The organism is Chryseobacterium sp. CFS15 (assembly GCF_031118795.1).
Lineage (GTDB): Bacteria > Bacteroidota > Bacteroidia > Flavobacteriales > Weeksellaceae > Chryseobacterium > Chryseobacterium indoltheticum.
This window is the reverse complement of record NZ_JAVHYL010000004.1, coordinates 36,754-53,889: the sequence shown is the minus strand read 5'-3', so window position 1 is coordinate 53,889 and position 17,136 is coordinate 36,754. Positions and strand designations below refer to the sequence as shown.

21 protein-coding genes are annotated in these 17,136 nt (G+C 33.8%); 4 read left to right on the top strand and 17 right to left on the bottom strand.

All coding sequences use genetic code 11. From position 1 onward, the window contains the following. Nucleotides 1-95: 95 nt before the first annotated feature. Nucleotides 96-1,853, top strand: a complete 1,758-nt coding sequence (locus OH814_RS07335; RefSeq protein ID WP_076557952.1) for an ABC transporter ATP-binding protein — start codon at nt 96-98, stop codon at nt 1,851-1,853. Here the strand turns inward: OH814_RS07335 and OH814_RS07330 are convergent. Next, nucleotides 1,848-2,198, bottom strand: coding sequence for a hypothetical protein (locus tag OH814_RS07330; RefSeq protein ID WP_308827729.1), 351 nt, complete (start codon nt 2,196-2,198; stop codon nt 1,848-1,850). The genes OH814_RS07335 and OH814_RS07330 overlap by 6 nt on opposite strands. 377 nt (nt 2,199-2,575) lie before the next feature. Here OH814_RS07330 and OH814_RS07325 point away from each other — a divergent pair, with 377 nt between their 5' ends. After that, nucleotides 2,576-2,788, top strand: coding sequence for a hypothetical protein (locus OH814_RS07325; RefSeq protein WP_076557956.1), 213 nt, complete (start codon nt 2,576-2,578; stop codon nt 2,786-2,788). A 54-nt stretch (nt 2,789-2,842) separates the two neighbouring features. On the opposite strand, the gene OH814_RS07320 is transcribed toward OH814_RS07325, so the two are convergent. The 7 genes from OH814_RS07320 to OH814_RS07290 form a co-directional block, all read right to left on the bottom strand. Beyond that, nucleotides 2,843-3,607, bottom strand: coding sequence for a DUF3575 domain-containing protein (locus tag OH814_RS07320; protein ID WP_123886028.1), 765 nt, complete (start codon nt 3,605-3,607; stop codon nt 2,843-2,845). A gap of 272 nt (nt 3,608-3,879) precedes the next feature. Further along, nucleotides 3,880-4,275, bottom strand: a complete 396-nt coding sequence (gene arr, locus OH814_RS07315) for an NAD(+)--rifampin ADP-ribosyltransferase (protein ID WP_308827728.1) — start codon at nt 4,273-4,275, stop codon at nt 3,880-3,882. Between the two features lie 85 nt (nt 4,276-4,360). Further along, nucleotides 4,361-4,798, bottom strand: coding sequence for a DUF1801 domain-containing protein (locus tag OH814_RS07310; protein ID WP_308827727.1), 438 nt, complete (start codon nt 4,796-4,798; stop codon nt 4,361-4,363). 13 nt (nt 4,799-4,811) lie between these two features. Beyond that, a complete protein-coding gene (locus OH814_RS07305; RefSeq protein WP_308827726.1) occupies nt 4,812-5,174 on the bottom strand; it encodes a DUF2200 domain-containing protein in 363 nt (120 codons plus the stop codon). A 146-nt stretch (nt 5,175-5,320) separates the two neighbouring features. After that, the gene (locus OH814_RS07300; protein ID WP_308827725.1) at nt 5,321-6,181 is read right to left on the bottom strand and encodes a GLPGLI family protein; all 861 of its coding nucleotides are present in this window, start codon (nt 6,179-6,181) and stop codon (nt 5,321-5,323) included. A gap of 55 nt (nt 6,182-6,236) precedes the next feature. Next, nucleotides 6,237-6,674 (bottom strand): hypothetical protein, encoded by a 438-nt coding sequence (locus tag OH814_RS07295; protein WP_308827724.1) that lies wholly within the window; start codon nt 6,672-6,674, stop codon nt 6,237-6,239. 222 nt (nt 6,675-6,896) lie between these two features. After that, nucleotides 6,897-7,466: a hypothetical protein gene (locus OH814_RS07290; RefSeq protein ID WP_308827723.1), complete on the bottom strand. Its 570-nt coding sequence runs from the start codon at nt 7,464-7,466 to the stop codon at nt 6,897-6,899. Between the two features lie 177 nt (nt 7,467-7,643). Here OH814_RS07290 and OH814_RS07285 point away from each other — a divergent pair, with 177 nt between their 5' ends. Continuing rightward, nucleotides 7,644-8,540, top strand: a complete 897-nt coding sequence (locus tag OH814_RS07285; RefSeq protein ID WP_308827722.1) for a winged helix-turn-helix domain-containing protein — start codon at nt 7,644-7,646, stop codon at nt 8,538-8,540. A 98-nt stretch (nt 8,541-8,638) separates the two neighbouring features. Here the strand turns inward: OH814_RS07285 and OH814_RS07280 are convergent, their stop codons facing one another. The 9 genes from OH814_RS07280 to groES all read right to left on the bottom strand — a co-directional run bounded on the left by OH814_RS07280 (nt 8,639) and on the right by groES (nt 16,396). After that, nucleotides 8,639-8,806 carry a hypothetical protein gene (locus tag OH814_RS07280; protein ID WP_308827721.1) on the bottom strand — a complete coding sequence of 56 codons (168 nt, stop codon included), beginning with the start codon at nt 8,804-8,806 and terminating at the stop codon, nt 8,639-8,641. Nucleotides 8,807-8,992: 186 nt separating this feature from the next. Next, nucleotides 8,993-9,451, bottom strand: a complete 459-nt coding sequence (locus tag OH814_RS07275; protein ID WP_308827720.1) for a hypothetical protein — start codon at nt 9,449-9,451, stop codon at nt 8,993-8,995. A 91-nt stretch (nt 9,452-9,542) separates the two neighbouring features. Then, entirely contained in the window at nt 9,543-10,133 is a 591-nt protein-coding gene (locus OH814_RS07270; RefSeq protein ID WP_308827719.1) for a hypothetical protein, read from the bottom strand. 149 nt (nt 10,134-10,282) lie between these two features. Then, nucleotides 10,283-11,209, bottom strand: coding sequence for a kelch repeat-containing protein (locus OH814_RS07265; protein WP_308827718.1), 927 nt, complete (start codon nt 11,207-11,209; stop codon nt 10,283-10,285). Nucleotides 11,210-11,734: 525 nt separating this feature from the next. Next, nucleotides 11,735-12,325, bottom strand: coding sequence for a DUF6624 domain-containing protein (locus OH814_RS07260; RefSeq protein WP_308827717.1), 591 nt, complete (start codon nt 12,323-12,325; stop codon nt 11,735-11,737). A gap of 230 nt (nt 12,326-12,555) precedes the next feature. Then, complete coding sequence (locus OH814_RS07255; protein WP_308827716.1) at nt 12,556-13,818, bottom strand: toll/interleukin-1 receptor domain-containing protein; 1,263 nt, start codon at nt 13,816-13,818, stop codon at nt 12,556-12,558. A gap of 193 nt (nt 13,819-14,011) precedes the next feature. After that, entirely contained in the window at nt 14,012-15,637 is a 1,626-nt protein-coding gene (gene groL / locus OH814_RS07250; protein WP_115620220.1) for a chaperonin GroEL, read from the bottom strand. A 71-nt stretch (nt 15,638-15,708) separates the two neighbouring features. Beyond that, nucleotides 15,709-16,065, bottom strand: coding sequence for a four helix bundle protein (locus tag OH814_RS07245; protein ID WP_308827715.1), 357 nt, complete (start codon nt 16,063-16,065; stop codon nt 15,709-15,711). 52 nt (nt 16,066-16,117) lie between these two features. After that, complete coding sequence (gene groES, locus OH814_RS07240) at nt 16,118-16,396, bottom strand: co-chaperone GroES (RefSeq protein WP_076557986.1); 279 nt, start codon at nt 16,394-16,396, stop codon at nt 16,118-16,120. Between the two features lie 173 nt (nt 16,397-16,569). Here groES and OH814_RS07235 point away from each other — a divergent pair, with 173 nt between their 5' ends. Beyond that, entirely contained in the window at nt 16,570-17,130 is a 561-nt protein-coding gene (locus tag OH814_RS07235; RefSeq protein WP_279196951.1) for a hypothetical protein, read from the top strand. The last annotated feature ends 6 nt before the right edge of the window (nt 17,131-17,136 follow it).

The following is a 17,136-nucleotide window of genomic DNA, read 5'->3' as shown; positions in this document are numbered from 1 at the left end:
TTAATTTTCTATCCAAGTTCTTCGAGCTGTAAAATTTTAAAGCCGTATTTTTGCAGAGAATTTTTTCAAATTAATTCTTTACGTCAATTTCTATAATGAAAAAACAAGATACCTGGGCAATTGTAAAAAGGCTTTTCTTCATCGGTATGAAGTTTCGTTCTTGGTTTATTTTTACCCTGATTATTTCCATCATATTATCGGTTGTTTCTACGTACAGGCCTTATCTTACAATGCAGATTGTAGATAATGATATCACGAAGCTGAAAGATAAAGCGCTCATGATGAAGCATATTTATGTTTTGGTTGGGTTGGTGTTTGCCGAAACAATTTTAAATTTCTTTTTAGTTTATTTTTCAAACTACATTTCGCAGAATGTTATCAGAGATATTCGTGAGAGACTTTATAACAAGCTGATTTATTTCAGAACCGCTTTTTTTGATAAAACTCCGATTGGTCAGTTAGTGACAAGAGCAGTTGGTGATGTAGAAACTATTGCAACGGTTTATACAGACGGTTTTCTGATGGTTTTTGGAGACGTTTTGAGAATTGTCTTTGTTTTATTTATGATGTTTCAGGTTGATGTGCATTTGAGTTATATTTCTCTCGCTATTTTACCTTTAATGGTTGTGATTACGAGATTTTTCCAGAAAAGACTGAAGAAGGCATTTGGTGACGAAAGAACCTGGACTTCCAATCAAAACTCTTTTGTGCAGGAAAGATTGGCGGGAATGCCGATTATTCAGGTATTCAACAGGCAAAAGGCAGAGTTCAAAAAGTTTGATGATATTAATATCACTTTAAAAAGTGCTTTATTGAGAACAGTTTTTATCTTCTCATTATTTTTTCCTGTAGTTGAATTGATTTCATCCCTTTTCATTGGTTTTGTCCTGTTTTATGGAGGTTATATTACCATCAGTGCGGGTGTTGTGATTGCGTTTATTCAGTTTATTTCAATGTTGATTCGTCCTTTACGACAGATTGCAGACCGTTTCAACAATATTCAGCGTGGAATTGTTGGTGCAGAAAGAGTTTTAGGCGTGATGGATGAAGATTATGCAATGCCAAATACAGGAACCGTTAAAAAAGATCACTTTGACGGAAAGATAGAATTCAAAGATGTTCGTTTTGCGTATGATGAGAAACAGGAAGTTTTAAAAGGAATTGATTTTAAAGTAAATCCCGGAGAAACTGTGGCTATTGTTGGTGCAACCGGAGCCGGAAAATCTACAATTATCAGCTTAATTACCAGATTGTATGATATCAATTCGGGGGAAATTTACATTGATGATGTTGAACTCAAAGATTATGAACTGTATAACCTGAGAAGTCACATTGGAGTCGTTTTGCAGGATGTTTTCCTGTTCCACGGAAGTATTTATGAAAACCTTGCATTTGGTGATGATGAGGTGACTTTAGAAAAAATAAAAGCCGGTGCAAGAGAAATTGAAGTTGATGACTTTATTGAGAGCCTTCCCGGCGGTTACGAGTTTGTGGTAAGCGAAAGAGGGTCGTCTATTTCTTTAGGACAAAGACAGCTTTTGTCTTTCTTAAGAGCATATTTGTCAGATCCAAAGATCTTGATTTTGGATGAGGCGACTTCATCCATTGACCATGAAAGTGAAAAATTAATCCAGAGAGCGACAGAGAAAATTACGAAAAACAGAACATCAATTATCATTGCACACAGACTTTCAACCATTGAGAAAGCCGACAAAATCATCGTCATGGAGCATGGTAAAATTGTTGAAGAAGGTAAACATCTGGAACTTTTAGATAAAAACGGATATTATTCCACATTATATAAAGCACAGCTGAGACACGAAATTGAAGTAGAAGAAAAAGAAAGCCTATAATCCGTAAGGAATTATTTCCAGATCTTTTTTCCAGTTTTCACCGTATTTTGTGGTTAAATATTGGGCAACTTCCTGATTGTTCTTTCTTGCTTTTTCCGACATATAAGGAGTGATTACACAATTTTCGTAAAGTATATTTACTCCGTATTTTTGTTTAAAACTGTCGTGGTTTCGTGACATAATTCCGAACTGGAGAAAATACTTCATTTCTTCTTTTTTAGCTGCGGCATTTTGCTTTTTATTTCCTTTTTTAGATTCTAAAGTCACGGGATTATATTCTTGTGCGAAAATTGGCAGTGAAGAAGTGATAAAGACGAGTAGAGATAATGTTTTGAAGAGATTCATCGTGTTTTTATTTCTTTTTTTGATTGTTAAAATTACTAAAAGTTAAATTTTAATTTATAAAAGAAATTTCTTGTCTTTAAATCGATTAAAACTTTTAATAAATTTTAGCTAAATGATTCAAGAAGAATCAATTAAAGAAACTACGGCCAAATCTAGGTTTGTTAACATTTGGTTCATATTAAATTCACTTTTCATTAATAACTATACAGTTAGGTATAGTTTTTGCAATTAAGATTAATCATTAAAAATCATCCAAACCCCATTGTTAATTTAAATATATTTGCTAAATTTATTAAAAATTTAACATAAAGTTGATTTTAATAGGGGGCAATGATGAAATAATTGCTGATTTTTTAACTTAAAAACAAAATATAAAGATGAATAATATCCACGACGAATTTCAGGTCTTTAAAGATGAATTGAAAAAATTGAACATCGATGTTCAAAAAATTGTAAAAGTTGGTAACGGAAGTATGGATTTCCATGAGGTGTTTTACAAATCACCAAGATATGAAGATGTAAAGACTGTTTATGTACAGAGACACACGATGGATAATCTGATTTCCAGATTTAAGGAGTGTTACGCTTAATATAATGAATGCGCCTCAGAAATTATCTGAGGCGCATTTTTTATGTTTGAAAAACTAAAATCTATAACCCAGCGAAAAACCGCTTCTAAACCCTGCCCAGGGTCCGTCTACTTTCACGCGGGCTCCGTTGGCATTCGTTTCTACGGTGTAATCTACAAAAGGCACGTCAAGATTTTCAATTTCATTTTTTAGCTGTGCCTGCATTTCAGGGGTAAGAACTACATTACTTGTAAGGCTGAAGTCACCTTTTCCTGATCCGTAATGCGCACCGGCGATCCAAAAATCTAAAACAAAGCTGTGCTGTTCATTTAAAAAAAACTGTGCACCAACCATCAATCCGCCACTATTGCCGTTTGCATCTCCCAAACCTTTAAGCGGAATAGGGATCGTTGTTCCAAAAGCATTGTAGTCATACGTAAAATCGAAAGTATTGGTAGAGACTTTTGAATATCGATAGTATGGAGCAAAGTAAAAGCCTTTGCCATAGCCTTCACCAATATAAAATCTAGGCTCAATGGTGAAGTTGGTTGCTTTTATCTTAAGATTTTGAAAGTTTTTCTCATCTTCATCACTCAGAAAAGCATTCATAAACGGAACTTTACCTTCTGCGACGGTTCCGAATCCTACATTTACGGCAAACCAGCGATTAATAGATCTTTCGTATGATAAATTAATATTCCTGAAGGCATATCCTGTAATATTGGTTTTAATAATATTCATTTTATCTTCCGGAACCATTGAGGGTTTATCATTTACTATTTCCTGTGCCGTCGCTTCAGAAAGGATGAAGTAGGGGATAATAAAGAGTAGTTTTTTCATGGCTTTAAGATTTTAATTAAAAATAATATAAAGGCATTTGTTACATTGAAAAATAAAAAGAACAATTGATTACGAAAAATGTTAAATCAAAAACTGTTCTACAATTCTTAATAGATGCAAATTTTATTAAAATAAATTAAAATCATTGTTTTATTGATAAAAAAATAATCTTATGCTCGAGGATAAACTCAAAATATGTTACTATGAATTATATATTTTTTAGAAGATTTTCTTTTTTGGCTACATTATTAAGAGGAACAGATTGAGTCTGATTAATCTTCTATTGCTTCAATACCCATTTCCTTTAATTTTTTCAAATGATTTCTCATAGTTTCGAGCTGTTCGGGAGAGTGGCTTTGCCAATTTGTAACTTCACCTACCACTTTGAAGGGATGTTTTGATCGATATGATTTCGTAGGGTTTCCCGGAAATTTTTTGTCTGTAACATTGGGATCGTCTTCAATGTGAGCGGTGGGTTCTACAATATAGATTCTTTCTTTTTCGTCTCCGAAAGCTAATTCTGCACCCCAGGTTGCTGCATCTAAAGTTTCTGTAAGATAAATGTATTTTGATTTTCTTTTTGTGCCGTAGTTTGATGTAAATCCTACTTCGATAAGATCTCCAATGTTAAGATCTGCTTTTGTGCCGTGGTAGTAGATGGTTTTCATTTCTAGTTTTACTTAAATTTTGACAGTAATTCATCATTTTGTTGTCATAGTATTTTCTTTACTCATTTTTATGAATGTTTATCGGTTATTTTGCTCTGCAAGAACATTCATGATGTTCGCTGATGTACTTGATAGATTCCATACAGAGCTCCTGCAAAATGGCAATTTCAATGTCGGAAAGTTTTTTTACGTAAATGCAGGCTTTACTCATTTTAAATTTACCGAGATTGGGTAGCAGTACTTTGCTTTTTTCTGTGTCAGAATAAACGTACAGTGAAAACGCCGCTTTTCTTGGTGAAAACCCAATAACAGGTGCATCGCCTTCGTGTCCGCTTGCATATTTATAGTGATAATTTCCAAATCCGATAATGGAAGACCCCCACATTTTGGGTTCGGAATCAGTCCATTTTTGCATCAGTTCTATCAGGCGAAAGCTATCGGTTTTTTTCTGCTCATTGTCGACATACGAGTTTACAAAATCTGCTACGTTTACTCCGGTGTGAGTGGTTTTTGTTTTTGCCATAACTTTAATCAGGTTATTGTCTTAAGATCTTTTCCATTTTTCTTCCTTTTGCCAATTCGTCTACCAACTTATCAAGATATCTTGTTTGTTTTGTAAGGGGATTTTCAATTTCTTCAATTCTATATCCACAGATCACTCCTTTTATAAGATGTGCGTTGGGATTTAGTTTTGCTCTCTTAAAAAATGTTTCAAATGTTACTTTCTCATCAATAAGTTCCTGTAGTTTCTGAGCATCAAAACCTGTTAACCATTCTATCACTTGATGTAATTCTTCAATTGTTCTGCCTTTGCTTTCTACCTTTGTGATGTAATGCGGATATACTGATGAAAATGTCATCTTTGCAATTCGTTCATTATGTTCGGGAGTGATTTTCATGTTTTTATTTTCTTATTAGTGTTCCGTTTTGATGCAGAATTATTTCCTGTTTTCTTCAACTTAAGGTGTGATATCGGGTGTACTTTCTTCTCTAATAATGTTTCTGTAAAACCCGTTTTAAAGGTTCTTTTTTAGCCGCAGTTCTCTCATTTATAAAGTTCTATTTCTATGTAATTATTATACTTTTTAAAATTTTCTCTTGCTCGCTGTTCCTTTCCTTTTATTAAATCTTGTTTTGTAAGTGGACTACCCGTATTTGAATCAAAAAATAGCGTATCCGACATTTCTGAAGAGCTATGAATGAGTTTTATATTCTTTGCAGGATCTTTTTTGTACTCGTTCCAGAGTTTATTGAATTTTTCGTTCGTCAGAAAAACATCTTTCATTTTTGAATTGAGCAGTAAGGGTTTGTAATTGAGTTTCTGACTTCCCTTTAAGTTGAACATGTGATCCCCTTTTTCATCTTCAATAGTTAAAATTAATCCCGGCAAACCACAAAATTTATAAGGCCCGTCTTGTATCTGGATATCATTGGTGAACCAGGCTATCCAATTTCTTCCGCCAAAAGTAGTGGTTGCTTTTTGAACTTTAAAGCCTTCAATACTTTTTGTATCGGGGAAAATAGTCCAATTTATTTTATTCTGTTCTTTTACAGCAATGTTGGTGGCGTTTATAGAACTGTGATAAACAGTTTCTAAACCAGGATAAGCTTTAGAAACACGAAAATTAACTTTTGCCTGTTTAATTTTTCTCATATCAATGACTACAGATTGCGAAGCTTTTCCTTTCTCAACTTCTGCAGTAAAAAGAGAATCTTTGGTTAATAGCAAGGCGCTATAAAAGTTGGAACCTTCTTTTGTAATATCAAGATTCATCATTTCCTTTTCAACGTTTTCCTTATTTAAAGAATCCATTTTATAAGAATATTCATACGTGAATCTTTGATTTTGAGCAAAGAATAAAGATGCTGTGAGAATGAAAATTAAAATAATGTTGAGTTTTCTCATTGTTGAATAATATTAGAGAGGGACATTTTTTATTCGAAGATTCTGAATATGTCTATTATTTATTCAGCTCTTTATTAATTCTTTTCCTGAATAGCAAAAATTCTATTGTTGTAAGGAATAGATACAGTATTGAAAAAATTGTAAATGTTCTCAAAAGTGCAAAATCGTTGAAGCTCATATCAATCACTAATTTAATAATGATAATAACAACACAAATCGATGGTAATCCCAAAAAAGTTAAAAGTGATAAATAGATATTATTTCTGATTTTCTCTACCAAATTGAGAAGAACTGCAAGAGAAGAGATCGTCATACCAATAAGATATATCAATGAAAATCCTAGATTTAACAGGATTTCTACAATCTGCATCCACTGTTCAAATGAATTACCGTCACTTGTCGCTGTTTGAGAAATCGAAATTCTATAAACAAAAAATAATAGAATACTTATCAGTAAATTAATTCCCCAAAACCGAAATACAATTTTTTTCATTTTTTTGACAATACTTTTTTAATTTCTGCTGACTTAAAATTAAGCATTGTATTGATTGTATCAACATTATTTTGTTAAAGTAGTTTTAAAAATAATTTATTTAAACTAAAATATTGATATTTAAGTTTGCATCACTGTTTTAATAAATACAGATGTAAGGTCAAAAAATATTTATTTGATTGACACTAATGAAATTAAGTTTACCAAGGTGTAGAGCATCTCCTAACACCCGCCTTTGCGGGGAATTCGTTTAAAAATAACTTTACCGTCTCGTTCTAAGTAGCCACACGATATTATTGGATAAGTATATTTTGGCGCATGCGATACGTTATGGCTTTTTATAATTATTTTGTCGTTTACTTTCAGACTATGCAGAGGTTCAAGTTGAGACTTTTGTGCATCAAATGTTAGAATATAGTTTTCGTCTTTAATTTTTACCATCACTCCGAGGCCTAATTTTGATCTTGGCGGAAGAGAAAGAGAAGTTACAACTCCTTCCATATTGGTGTAATTTTTAATATGCTTCCATATTTTAATTTCAGCGGCATCCACTTTTTTACCTGCAGGTGAAGCTTCCCATTTTTTGTACTGTATACCGGCGGGGGTAGCTTCCCATTTTTTCATTTCGATGTCTATTTCAGCAGCTGAAAGTCGCTTTTGAATCGGCTTCTTAGCAGTTTCGTTTTTAACTTCAGGATTGGCACCCGAGCCTTCATTGAATGGAGCGAAGCTAAGTACCAGTCCGCCCAGTACAACCAATGACAACGTAAGCACATACATTACTTTTTTCATAATTTTTTGATTTTTTAAATTAAATATAAATTCTCCGGATCAATCATATCTGACAATGCTTTCTTAATTTTCATAGACTATCAAATTTGATTTAGCGAAAATACTTTACTATTTTTCTGCTTTTGGGATTTATATTGTAAATAAAATTGTAAACTTTGTAAATAATAACTTGACATTATGCATCTTAGTCAAAATCTCCTCTCAGTAAAACACAAATACCTTCTCGGAGTACTATTGCTCTTATTTGTGGTACTACTAAGTGCAGCCTTCAGTACGGACGATAATGATGACTTTAATTTTGCTAAAAGGGAGGTGCTGCTTCGTAAAATTGGTCATGAACTGCTTTTACAGTCGGGCGACAGTACATCAAGAGTGCTTCCGGTAAAAAAGATTGCAGATCATGAATATCAGATCAGCTTTGAGAATGAACTGACGTTTCAACCCGACTCTCTGGTGAATCTTACAAGGCGTGTATTAGCCAAAGATCCGCATGCCAATGATTATATTGTTAATGTACTGAATTGTGGCAGCTCTCGTGTTGCTTACGGATTTTCGATATCTAAAAGCAAAAAAGATGATATTGTAGCGTGTATCGGCAGGAGGCAACCAAAATCATGTTACATGATCAACATCAAATTCAGACCAACAGGAATAAGCATAACAAAAAGTGGATATCTTCTGGGCGGTCTCTCATTTTTAGCATTGATCGGTTTTATTTTTTTTAGGTCTAAATCTGTAAAATCACCTAAAGTTATGCTCGAAGATCAGCAAACTCATCTGTTCACTTTGGGCTCTGTGCAATTTGATGCTAAAAACAGAAAGCTCATCATCAATGATACAACAATAGAGCTTACGGCAACCGAAAGTCGTGTATTGCTTATTTTCGCATCGTCTCCTAACGAAATCGTTGAAAGAAGCCGACTGCAAAAGGAAATCTGGGAAGATGACGGGGTGATTGTTGGGCGAAGTCTTGATATGTTTATCTCAAAACTCAGAAAAAAACTGGAAATAGATCCTAATATCAAAATTGTTGTGATTCGTGGAAAAGGGTACAGGCTCGAAATTAGCGCTTAAGAAAAGCATTTAGCTTTAATTGTTTTTAGAAGTTACTATCAATAATATTCTGGAGATTCATCGATTTTGAAAAAGGTCTGTAAAGTGCTGAAATATAGTTAATTGTACTTGATTGCCTCTTCGGAGTGGTTGATTGGCTCTTCGGAATGGTTGATTGCGTCTTCGGAGTACTTGATTACCTCTTCGAACTGGTTTATTGGCTCTTCGAAGTGGTTGAACGCTTCTTCGAAGTGGTTGAACGCCCCAACGTAATGCTTGATTGCCATCACGAAGAAGTTTACCACTTTAACGAATAAGTTTAAACTTATGTTGAAATGATTGTAGGTTTTATCGAAAAGTTTTTCGTGGTTTTTTGCCTTTACGATAGTAAGGAAAACATTTTTGCTGAATTGAAATTCACGGATTAGAAATCTGCGACATCGGGTTTAGCAAACGAATTCGATTTGAGGTATTTATTCCACAACACCATTTCCCGTAACAATTCCTTCTTCCATGTCATTCACAATTTCAGAGACTGAGATTGAAAATACTCCGGCAATTCCTTGGTCAAATTCTTTTTTCCAGTAATCGTAGCCATCAATGTAGTCAGGAAGTTTGACTTTTTCGTTTTTTAATTCGGTAATACTTTTATCTAATGCTTTCTCAGAAATTGGAATGTGCGTGAATTCATTTGCAAAACCTTTCTCTATATCAGGGTTTCCTACTTTCAATCTGCCAATCGAAATATGAATCACCTTTCCGTGTGTTGCGTATTCTTCAATTTTTAAAATTTTCAGGGTAGAGTTTTCTTCTCCTTTGCGGGTTTTGTAATTCCACTCCTGACCGACTTTGTATTTTGTGGTTTCTGGATTTTTGCAGTTGGTGAGGAAGAGAAATAGGACTAAGGTTGTTATAATTTGTAGATTGGTCATGCGTTGAATTTTGTTTTACTGTGCCTCAAAGTCGGGAGGCTTTGCGGAGCGGGTAAGAACTTCTTTCATAATTGTGTTCACATTATCAAATTTAAATTTCTTTATTAATTAGAAAACCTCTGGATTTTAAATATTCATCAATTTCTATTTCAAATGGAAGTTCAAAACCATGATCTAAATCGAATATTCCGGCTGAATTGTCTGATGATTCTAAAAATCCGATCATTTTTGAGCGGGTGTTTTCTTTAGCGTTTTTCCAGCAGTTTTTGATGAAATCAATTTCCAAACCTTTTTGATTTTCCCAATAATTTGCAAAATCCAAATGATTGTCATGATTGAGATAGGCTGAGTAATCGATATTATTTTCATCCAAAACCTTTTTGCACAGCTGTTGAACATCAAAATAGGAATAGTCTTCCAAAGAATGATCTTTCAAATGCAATTCTGCAATCTGCGTGGTTTTATCCGGAGCGTAATATTCATAATTGGGCAAAGCAAACAAAAAAGCCAAAGGATTGGCAGCGTAATAATATAAACTGATTACCTCTATCTTTTTATCATCTTCTCTGAATTGATATTGCGAACTCAAAACATTCATTAAAAAATCTGTCACTACCTTTTCTCTCGGAAGCAGGAAAGTCGTAATAAATGCTTCATCAATTTTCGTTTCTATATAACTCATAATTTATTGTTGACTGTAAAATTAATAAAAACCGCTCTGGAAATTGGAACGGTTTATAATATTTTGGATAGCGTAGATCTATAATTTGAGCTTTATTTAAAAGTCACGGATTGCAAATGTGCGACAGCGGGTAATATATCTTCATTCGTTTATTTAGCGGAAAGTGCTTCTTCGCTAATATCTGCAACCTGAATGCTTTTAATAGATGTTTTGGTTGAGGATGCTGTACTTCCGCCCATGATGTATAATTTATTGTTATATATTTCTGCTGCAGCATGTCTTCTGGGAATCATATTGGATGATAACCGATGTAACTTGTTGGTTTCTGTATCAAAATAGGCCAGAAAATTTTGATTATTATATCCGCCTGCGATAAAAATCTTATTACCGGATACCGCTAGTGAATGTCCCGATATCGCAGCAGGCATCGTATATTGCTCGGTCCAAAGATTTTTGTTGAGATCATACACATTGACCAGGCGGGATGACGTACCGTTAAAACCACCGATTACATAGAGCTTGTCATTCACTATTTTGCCCCTTGCTTCCCTGGCGGTTGGCATATCGGGTAACGGATGCCAGGTATTGGAAGCAATATCATAGTATTGGAATCTGTTAGAAAATACAGTGGTTGCAGCATTGTTTAGCCCACTTCCACCGAACGTATATATTTTCCCGTTATGAATAGCAGAGCCTGCATTTCCTGTATAGGCATGATTAACAGCTCCCTTCGTTTTTTGATGCGTTTCAAGGTCTATAATTTCAAGATTGCTGTTGCCCCAACCGTTAAAAATATAAACTTTATTATCGTAAGTCTCCGAATTGGCAAATCTTTTAGGAACCAAACTAGAGTTGATGATACTCCAACGGTTATCTTTAATGTTGTATTTCTCAATAATAGTAGCATTGCCATCCGAATCTTTATACCCATTGCTCACATAAATATTGTCACCTGCAATGGCACTGGTTATACCTCCTCTGCGCATAGACATATCCGAAAGATGTTTAAAATTCAAGGTTTGTGCATTCGCAAAGAATAAACCGAAAAGTGAAAGGAGTAATAATTTTGTTTTCAAGGACGTTGAGGTTTGGTTGAATTGATTTTCTGTGTAGAAAAATATATTTTAAATATAGGAAAAAGTGGTGGATTGGGAATATAGCACGTTGAATTTGTTCTGGAATGAAAAAGCCGTCCATAAAAATATGTTTTCTGTATTGTAATCTTATTAACCTGCCAAAATGATTCGGCGAGGAATCAACAAGATTGGAAATCCATGCAAAAAGGTTGGTAATTGAACCAAATAAGCTGAAATTCCAACCTAAAAGGTTCAATAGCCAAGCAATTAGGGTGGAATTGCAGGCAAAAAGGATGGAATTTGAATCTAAAAGGGTGGTTTTCTAGCCTAAAAGGTTCGACGATCAAGCAATTAGGCTGGGATTCCAAGCATAAAGGGTTGTTTTCTATTTATAGATTATATTGAAATTTGAAAACCGCTCGGATGGGAGCGGTTTTTATGATTGTGGGTACGAGCGAGACGCTCGCACCAGCGAGGGGAAAACCGCTCGGATGGGAGTGGTTTTTATGTTTGTGGTGTAGTATTTTAATTCGGATTGAACTGAATATTAAAATACTTTAGATAATCCTCTATTGGTTCCATTCCCATTTCTTTTCTTCTTTCGTTCACAGTTTCAGGATTTTCTAATTTATACAATTTACCATTTTCTATTTGTGAACCATAGATTTGGGGTTTTCCTTCGTCCATCAACATCCTATCTTTCATCAATGCGTATTGTCCTTTAGATAAGTCTCCATTTTTTACCGCTCTCTCTATTTGTGGAAAATACTTTTTTCTGATTTCTTCATTACTATGTTGTAGTCCCAACCAGATTGCATCCATTTGTCTTTGACCCACCTCCTTTAATGTTGGCATACCACACTTTTCAATAATGCTAATCACTAATTCCTGATTCCTATGATCTTCTTTAGCGTATTTGATGGGGTCATTTGCTTTTCTAATCCTTTGGTCACTTTCTAAAACTTCGCTCAAGATTTGAACTTTTTTGCTGCAATCGACTTCAATAATATCTACTGAACCTACATAGACAAATTTATCTCTATTCATATAAAGGAATATTGATATTATTACAACAAGAGCGGCAAATATGCTGAATAATATTTTTTTTATTTTCATTTCTATTTTTGGTTTATATTACACATAACGGTTTTGCAGATTTGTGATGGGCGGTTTAATTGATTTCTGTGAAGGAAAATTGTTTTAAATATAGGGAAAAGTGATGGAAATCGAAATCTAAAACATCGGATCTTAAATTTACTAATTCAGAATTTATATTTTGTTGAATAAAGGTTGTTTGTTATACAAAAGCCACACGAAGGGATTCGTGCGGAAGCGGGGACAAGCTTTTATGTAAAGTTTGGCTTTGAACCAATTTCAGGTGTTTTTATTTCAGGCTCATTGTATATCTCTCTAATTAAATCATTATAACTGTTTTCTATATTTTCATCATTAGTAACATCAATATGTATAAATTGTTGCATAAAAGTTGGGATACTTTCAGTCATATTTCCACGTCTTAATAGTGGAATGAACTTTTCGTTTTTGGTGATATTATTGTATAGTTCAACATTCATAATTGAATATTCAAATCCAACTCCTCCTGTTCTTTTATCTGCTTTTAGTTTGTAATTGGGCGTATAAATAATGATTACTCTATTAGCTCTTCCCAAATTATTTTCTACAAAGTGTTGCAGGTTTGCTCCAGGTTTTAGATAAAATCTATCCAAAATAACTTCTACGCCATCACCTGCAAGACGATTTGCTAATTTTAACACCCATTCCTTGTGTTCATCATCATCCCAAGAATAGGAAATAAATACAATGGGTCCATCTGAAATTTTTTCTTTTACAGTATTTGTATTTTTTATTGCTTCAGTAGGTTTTCCATTTATAATATTTTCAATTTGTTGAACTTTATCGACTTCAAATGGTTTTGCTATCTCTAAAATTCGTTTAATAACTTGCTCTCGAATATTTTCGTTTAATTCTTTAAGAATATCATAATAAAAAATTTTCCGACTCGTACTTTTACCTTCGTCATTTCTTTGTTCTATGTATTGAGAATACGTTGGATGATATTGGGAAAATTTTCGTACAGTATCAATAAACCTTGGTCCTGAAAAATAAGTAGCAGTATCATCTTGGTTATTAATAAGTTCAAATATTCTGTTATATAATTCTGTGGATAATTGCATTTTAGGTTCTTTATGTTTTTGTTGTAATCCTTCTTTTTTTGCTTTTAGTAGATTATAGCCAGATATAACTTTTTTACAAAAATTATCTTCAGGATAATTCTTTGCGTAATGATACGCATCCTCCAATGGTTTTCTTTTTATTATTTCAATTGTTAATTTTTTATGTTGTTCATTTGAAAGTATATAAAATTTCCCGTGATGAAGAATGTTTAAAGTTCCCAAATTTTCCAAAACTTCCTTATCTTCCTTATCATAATTTTCCACTTTACTAAGAAATTCTGTAACAAAAATATTTGATGCATAAGTCAAAAGTGTATCGTCTTTTATATTTTCTTTTTCTTCATATAAAATATTTAAAATTTCTTTCCAGTTTTCATTATACAAATGTTGATACAAATCTTCTTGGTTTATCATTAATAAAGAGTTTTTATAAGGTTGCAGTTAACATACAAATTCACGAATTGAGCTAATGTTGCTTTGGTTTTGCTATTTATTTGTTGATCATTAAATTGATGTCTAAATATACTATTTCCTTATGTTAAACCAAATAAAAAAACCGCTCTGTTTCCAGAACGGTTTTAAATTATATTGTCTCAGCGACACGCTACTACATCATTCCCGGCATTCCACCTCCCATTGGCATAGCAGGTTCTGCGCTCTTAATTTCAGTGATTACACACTCTGTTGTTAATAGCATTCCAGAAACTGAAGCTGCATTTTCAAGGGCAACTCTTGTTACTTTCGTAGGGTCGATGATTCCTGCTTCAAGCATGTTTACATACTCGTCAGTTTTAGCATTGTAACCGTAATCTGCAGTTCCTTCTGCAACTTTAGCTACGATTACAGAACCTTCACCTCCTGCGTTAGCAACGATTTGTCTCAATGGCTCTTCGATCGCTCTTTTTACGATTTTAATACCAGTAGTTTCGTCAGCATTGATTCCTTCAAGGTTTTGCAATGCATCAATAGCTCTTACCAAAGCTACACCACCACCAGCAACGATACCTTCTTCAACAGCTGCTCTTGTAGCGTTTAATGCATCGTCAACTCTGTCTTTTTTCTCTTTCATTTCAACTTCAGAAGCTGCACCTACATAAAGTACGGCAACACCACCGGCTAATTTAGCCAATCTCTCCTGTAGTTTTTCTTTGTCGTAGTCAGAAGTAGTAGTTTCCATCTGAGCTTTGATCTGGTTTACTCTGCCTTTGATCTTGCTTTCTTCACCACCACCGTTTACAACAGTTGTGTTGTCTTTGTCGATTGACACTTTCTCAGCAGTTCCCAACATATCCAGAGAGATATTTTCCATTGTGAAACCTTGCTCTTCAGAAATTACCTGTCCGCCAGTTAAGATCGCGATATCTTCCAACATTGCTTTTCTTCTGTCACCAAATCCCGGAGCTTTTACAGCAGCAATTTTTAGAGAACCTCTTAATTTGTTTACTACCAAAGTTGCCAAAGCTTCACCTTCAACTTCTTCAGAGATGATCAATAAAGATTTTCCGCTTTGTGCGATGGGCTCAAGAACAGGAAGTAATTCTTTCATTGAAGAGATTTTTTTCTCAACCAAAAGAATGTATGGGTTTTCAAGTTCAGTTAACATTTTCTCAGGATTCGTCACGAAGTAAGGCGACTGGTATCCTCTGTCGAACTGCATACCTTCTACAACATCTACAGTTGTATCGATACCTTTAGCTTCTTCTACAGTAATAACTCCTTCTTTACCCACTTTTCCGAAAGCTTCAGCGATCAAAGATCCGATCGTTTCGTCGTTGTTTGCAGAAACTGAAGCAACTTGCTTCACCATTTCTGTAGAATCACCAACTTCTTTAGACTGTTCTTTAAGGTTAGCAACAACAGCAGTTACTGCTTTGTCGATTCCTCTTTTCAAGTCCATTGGGTTTGCACCAGCAGCTACGTTTTTAAGACCTTCTCTTACGATAGCCTGTGCCAAAACAGTAGCGGTAGTAGTACCATCTCCTGCGATATCATTGGTTTTAGAAGCAACTTCTTTTACCATTTGCGCTCCCATGTTTTCTACTCTGTCTTCAAGTTCGATTTCTTTTGCTACAGAAACACCATCTTTAGTAACGTGAGGTGCACCGAAAGATTTTTCGATGACAACGTTTCTACCTTTTGGTCCTAAAGTTACTTTTACTGCATTAGCCAATGCATCAACACCTCTTTTTAAAGCGTCTCTTGACTCGATATCGAATTTTATTTCTTTTGCCATATTATTTTAGCTTTTGGCGATTTGCTTTTGGCTTTTGGCTTTAGCAATTCGCAAGTTTATTGTTAATGTTTTTAATTTTGTCTTAGCTTATTCCATAAGGAAACAAGCTTCTTTTTTAATACTGTTAGTTCTTCTAAAAGATCTCGATAATCACTTTCGTTGATATATTCTAAATCTTTAGCTAGAATTAATTGGTTTTCAGCTTCATTAGATGATCCTAAAGCAATATTGATGAAATTAGCAAATTCTTTATCTGAATTTCTACCACTTCCTTCCGAAATATTATATCCTATTGAAGCAAATGATCTTCTGATCTGAGAGGTCAATCCAAAAATTTCTTCCTTTGGAAAAGTTTTAGTTGAAGTATAAATTTTTAAAGTTATTTGATGACTTAGTTGCCAAACTTCAAATTTTTTAAAATCTCTCATACTAATTTTTCATGCATTAAGCCATCAGCTAGAAGCCAATAGCAAAAAGCAGTTATCCGATTACACCAAGTAAATCTGCCTCTTTTACAATTAAGAAATCTTTTCCGTCTAATTTTAGTTCAGAACCTGAATATTTTCCATAAAGAACTTTGTCACCTACCTGTACAGTTGTAGGCTCATCTTTTTTACCAGGACCTACTGCTACTACTGTACCTTCTTGAGGTTTTTCTTTTGCAGTGTCTGGGATAATAATACCTGAAGCTGTTTTAGTTTCTGCAGCGATCGGCTCGATCAAAACTCTGTCTGCTAAGGGTTTAAAGTTTACTGACATAATATTTTTATTTTTTAATTATTTCTGTGTTGTAATTCTCTAAATGCGTGCCAACCAACTGTAAGTAGATTTTTGGCAGGTTTTTTTTTTAAGATGTGAAATTTTGGCAGAAAAAAATGTTTAAGATATTGGAAAAAAGCTTATTTTTAAAAAAAAATACAAATACTTTTAGAATGAAAAAATTATTAATTACTGCTGCAGTTGCAGCGATGACTTTTTTAGGTGCAAATTCTTATGCACAAAGTGTTCAGGAACCTGAATTTATTGGAGAATGTATGGTTTTAAAATCTGGTGGTGATGCAGAACTTTTAGAAAAGCATGTAACACAAACGCGATCTGCCATGAATGCCGGAATGGTAATTACAGGTTTCGGAAGTGTAAAAGCTAAATTACAGATTGAAGGCTGTTGTTCGAAAACAAAATTAAAGCCTGATAATATTCAGTTTATTGTGAGAGCTGTGGATAACAATACAGATCCGATGGCAATTGTGAAAATTTTTGAATTTGATTCTAATAAAAAGTATAGAAGAGCGGAAGTAGCCTCTACCAATAATTGGGGAACTACTAAAACAAATAAATTACACTATTTGAATTTTACAGCAAAAAAGTATGGAAATAGTTCTTATTTGATTACATTAATAGATAAACCTGCAGGTGAGTATGGAATTACAATCACAAATCCCAATTCACTTGATGAAAAAAGTACAATTGTATCCACTTTTTCAATTTTGTAGTTAATT

Coding starts and splice junctions, on each gene's coding strand:
- OH814_RS07335 (WP_076557952.1), top strand. CDS start 96: ATGAAAAAACAAGATACCTGGGCAATTGTAAAAAGGCTTTTCTTCATC.
- OH814_RS07255 (WP_308827716.1), bottom strand. CDS start 13,818: ATGATAAACCAAGAAGATTTGTATCAACATTTGTATAATGAAAACTGG.
- OH814_RS07330 (WP_308827729.1), bottom strand. CDS start 2,198: ATGAATCTCTTCAAAACATTATCTCTACTCGTCTTTATCACTTCTTCA.
- OH814_RS07295 (WP_308827724.1), bottom strand. CDS start 6,674: ATGAAAAAAATTGTATTTCGGTTTTGGGGAATTAATTTACTGATAAGT.
- OH814_RS07280 (WP_308827721.1), bottom strand. CDS start 8,806: ATGGCAATCAAGCATTACGTTGGGGCGTTCAACCACTTCGAAGAAGCG.
- OH814_RS07325 (WP_076557956.1), top strand. CDS start 2,576: ATGAATAATATCCACGACGAATTTCAGGTCTTTAAAGATGAATTGAAA.
- OH814_RS07270 (WP_308827719.1), bottom strand. CDS start 10,133: ATGAGTTATATAGAAACGAAAATTGATGAAGCATTTATTACGACTTTC.
- OH814_RS07245 (WP_308827715.1), bottom strand. CDS start 16,065: ATGAGAGATTTTAAAAAATTTGAAGTTTGGCAACTAAGTCATCAAATA.
- arr (WP_308827728.1), bottom strand. CDS start 4,275: ATGAAAACCATCTACTACCACGGCACAAAAGCAGATCTTAACATTGGA.
- groES (WP_076557986.1), bottom strand. CDS start 16,396: ATGTCAGTAAACTTTAAACCCTTAGCAGACAGAGTTTTGATCGAGCCG.
- groL (WP_115620220.1), bottom strand. CDS start 15,637: ATGGCAAAAGAAATAAAATTCGATATCGAGTCAAGAGACGCTTTAAAA.
- OH814_RS07300 (WP_308827725.1), bottom strand. CDS start 6,181: ATGAGAAAACTCAACATTATTTTAATTTTCATTCTCACAGCATCTTTA.
- OH814_RS07275 (WP_308827720.1), bottom strand. CDS start 9,451: ATGACCAATCTACAAATTATAACAACCTTAGTCCTATTTCTCTTCCTC.
- OH814_RS07310 (WP_308827727.1), bottom strand. CDS start 4,798: ATGGCAAAAACAAAAACCACTCACACCGGAGTAAACGTAGCAGATTTT.
- OH814_RS07320 (WP_123886028.1), bottom strand. CDS start 3,607: ATGAAAAAACTACTCTTTATTATCCCCTACTTCATCCTTTCTGAAGCG.
- OH814_RS07235 (WP_279196951.1), top strand. CDS start 16,570: ATGAAAAAATTATTAATTACTGCTGCAGTTGCAGCGATGACTTTTTTA.
- OH814_RS07290 (WP_308827723.1), bottom strand. CDS start 7,466: ATGAAAAAAGTAATGTATGTGCTTACGTTGTCATTGGTTGTACTGGGC.
- OH814_RS07260 (WP_308827717.1), bottom strand. CDS start 12,325: ATGAAAATAAAAAAAATATTATTCAGCATATTTGCCGCTCTTGTTGTA.
- OH814_RS07285 (WP_308827722.1), top strand. CDS start 7,644: ATGCATCTTAGTCAAAATCTCCTCTCAGTAAAACACAAATACCTTCTC.
- OH814_RS07305 (WP_308827726.1), bottom strand. CDS start 5,174: ATGAAAATCACTCCCGAACATAATGAACGAATTGCAAAGATGACATTT.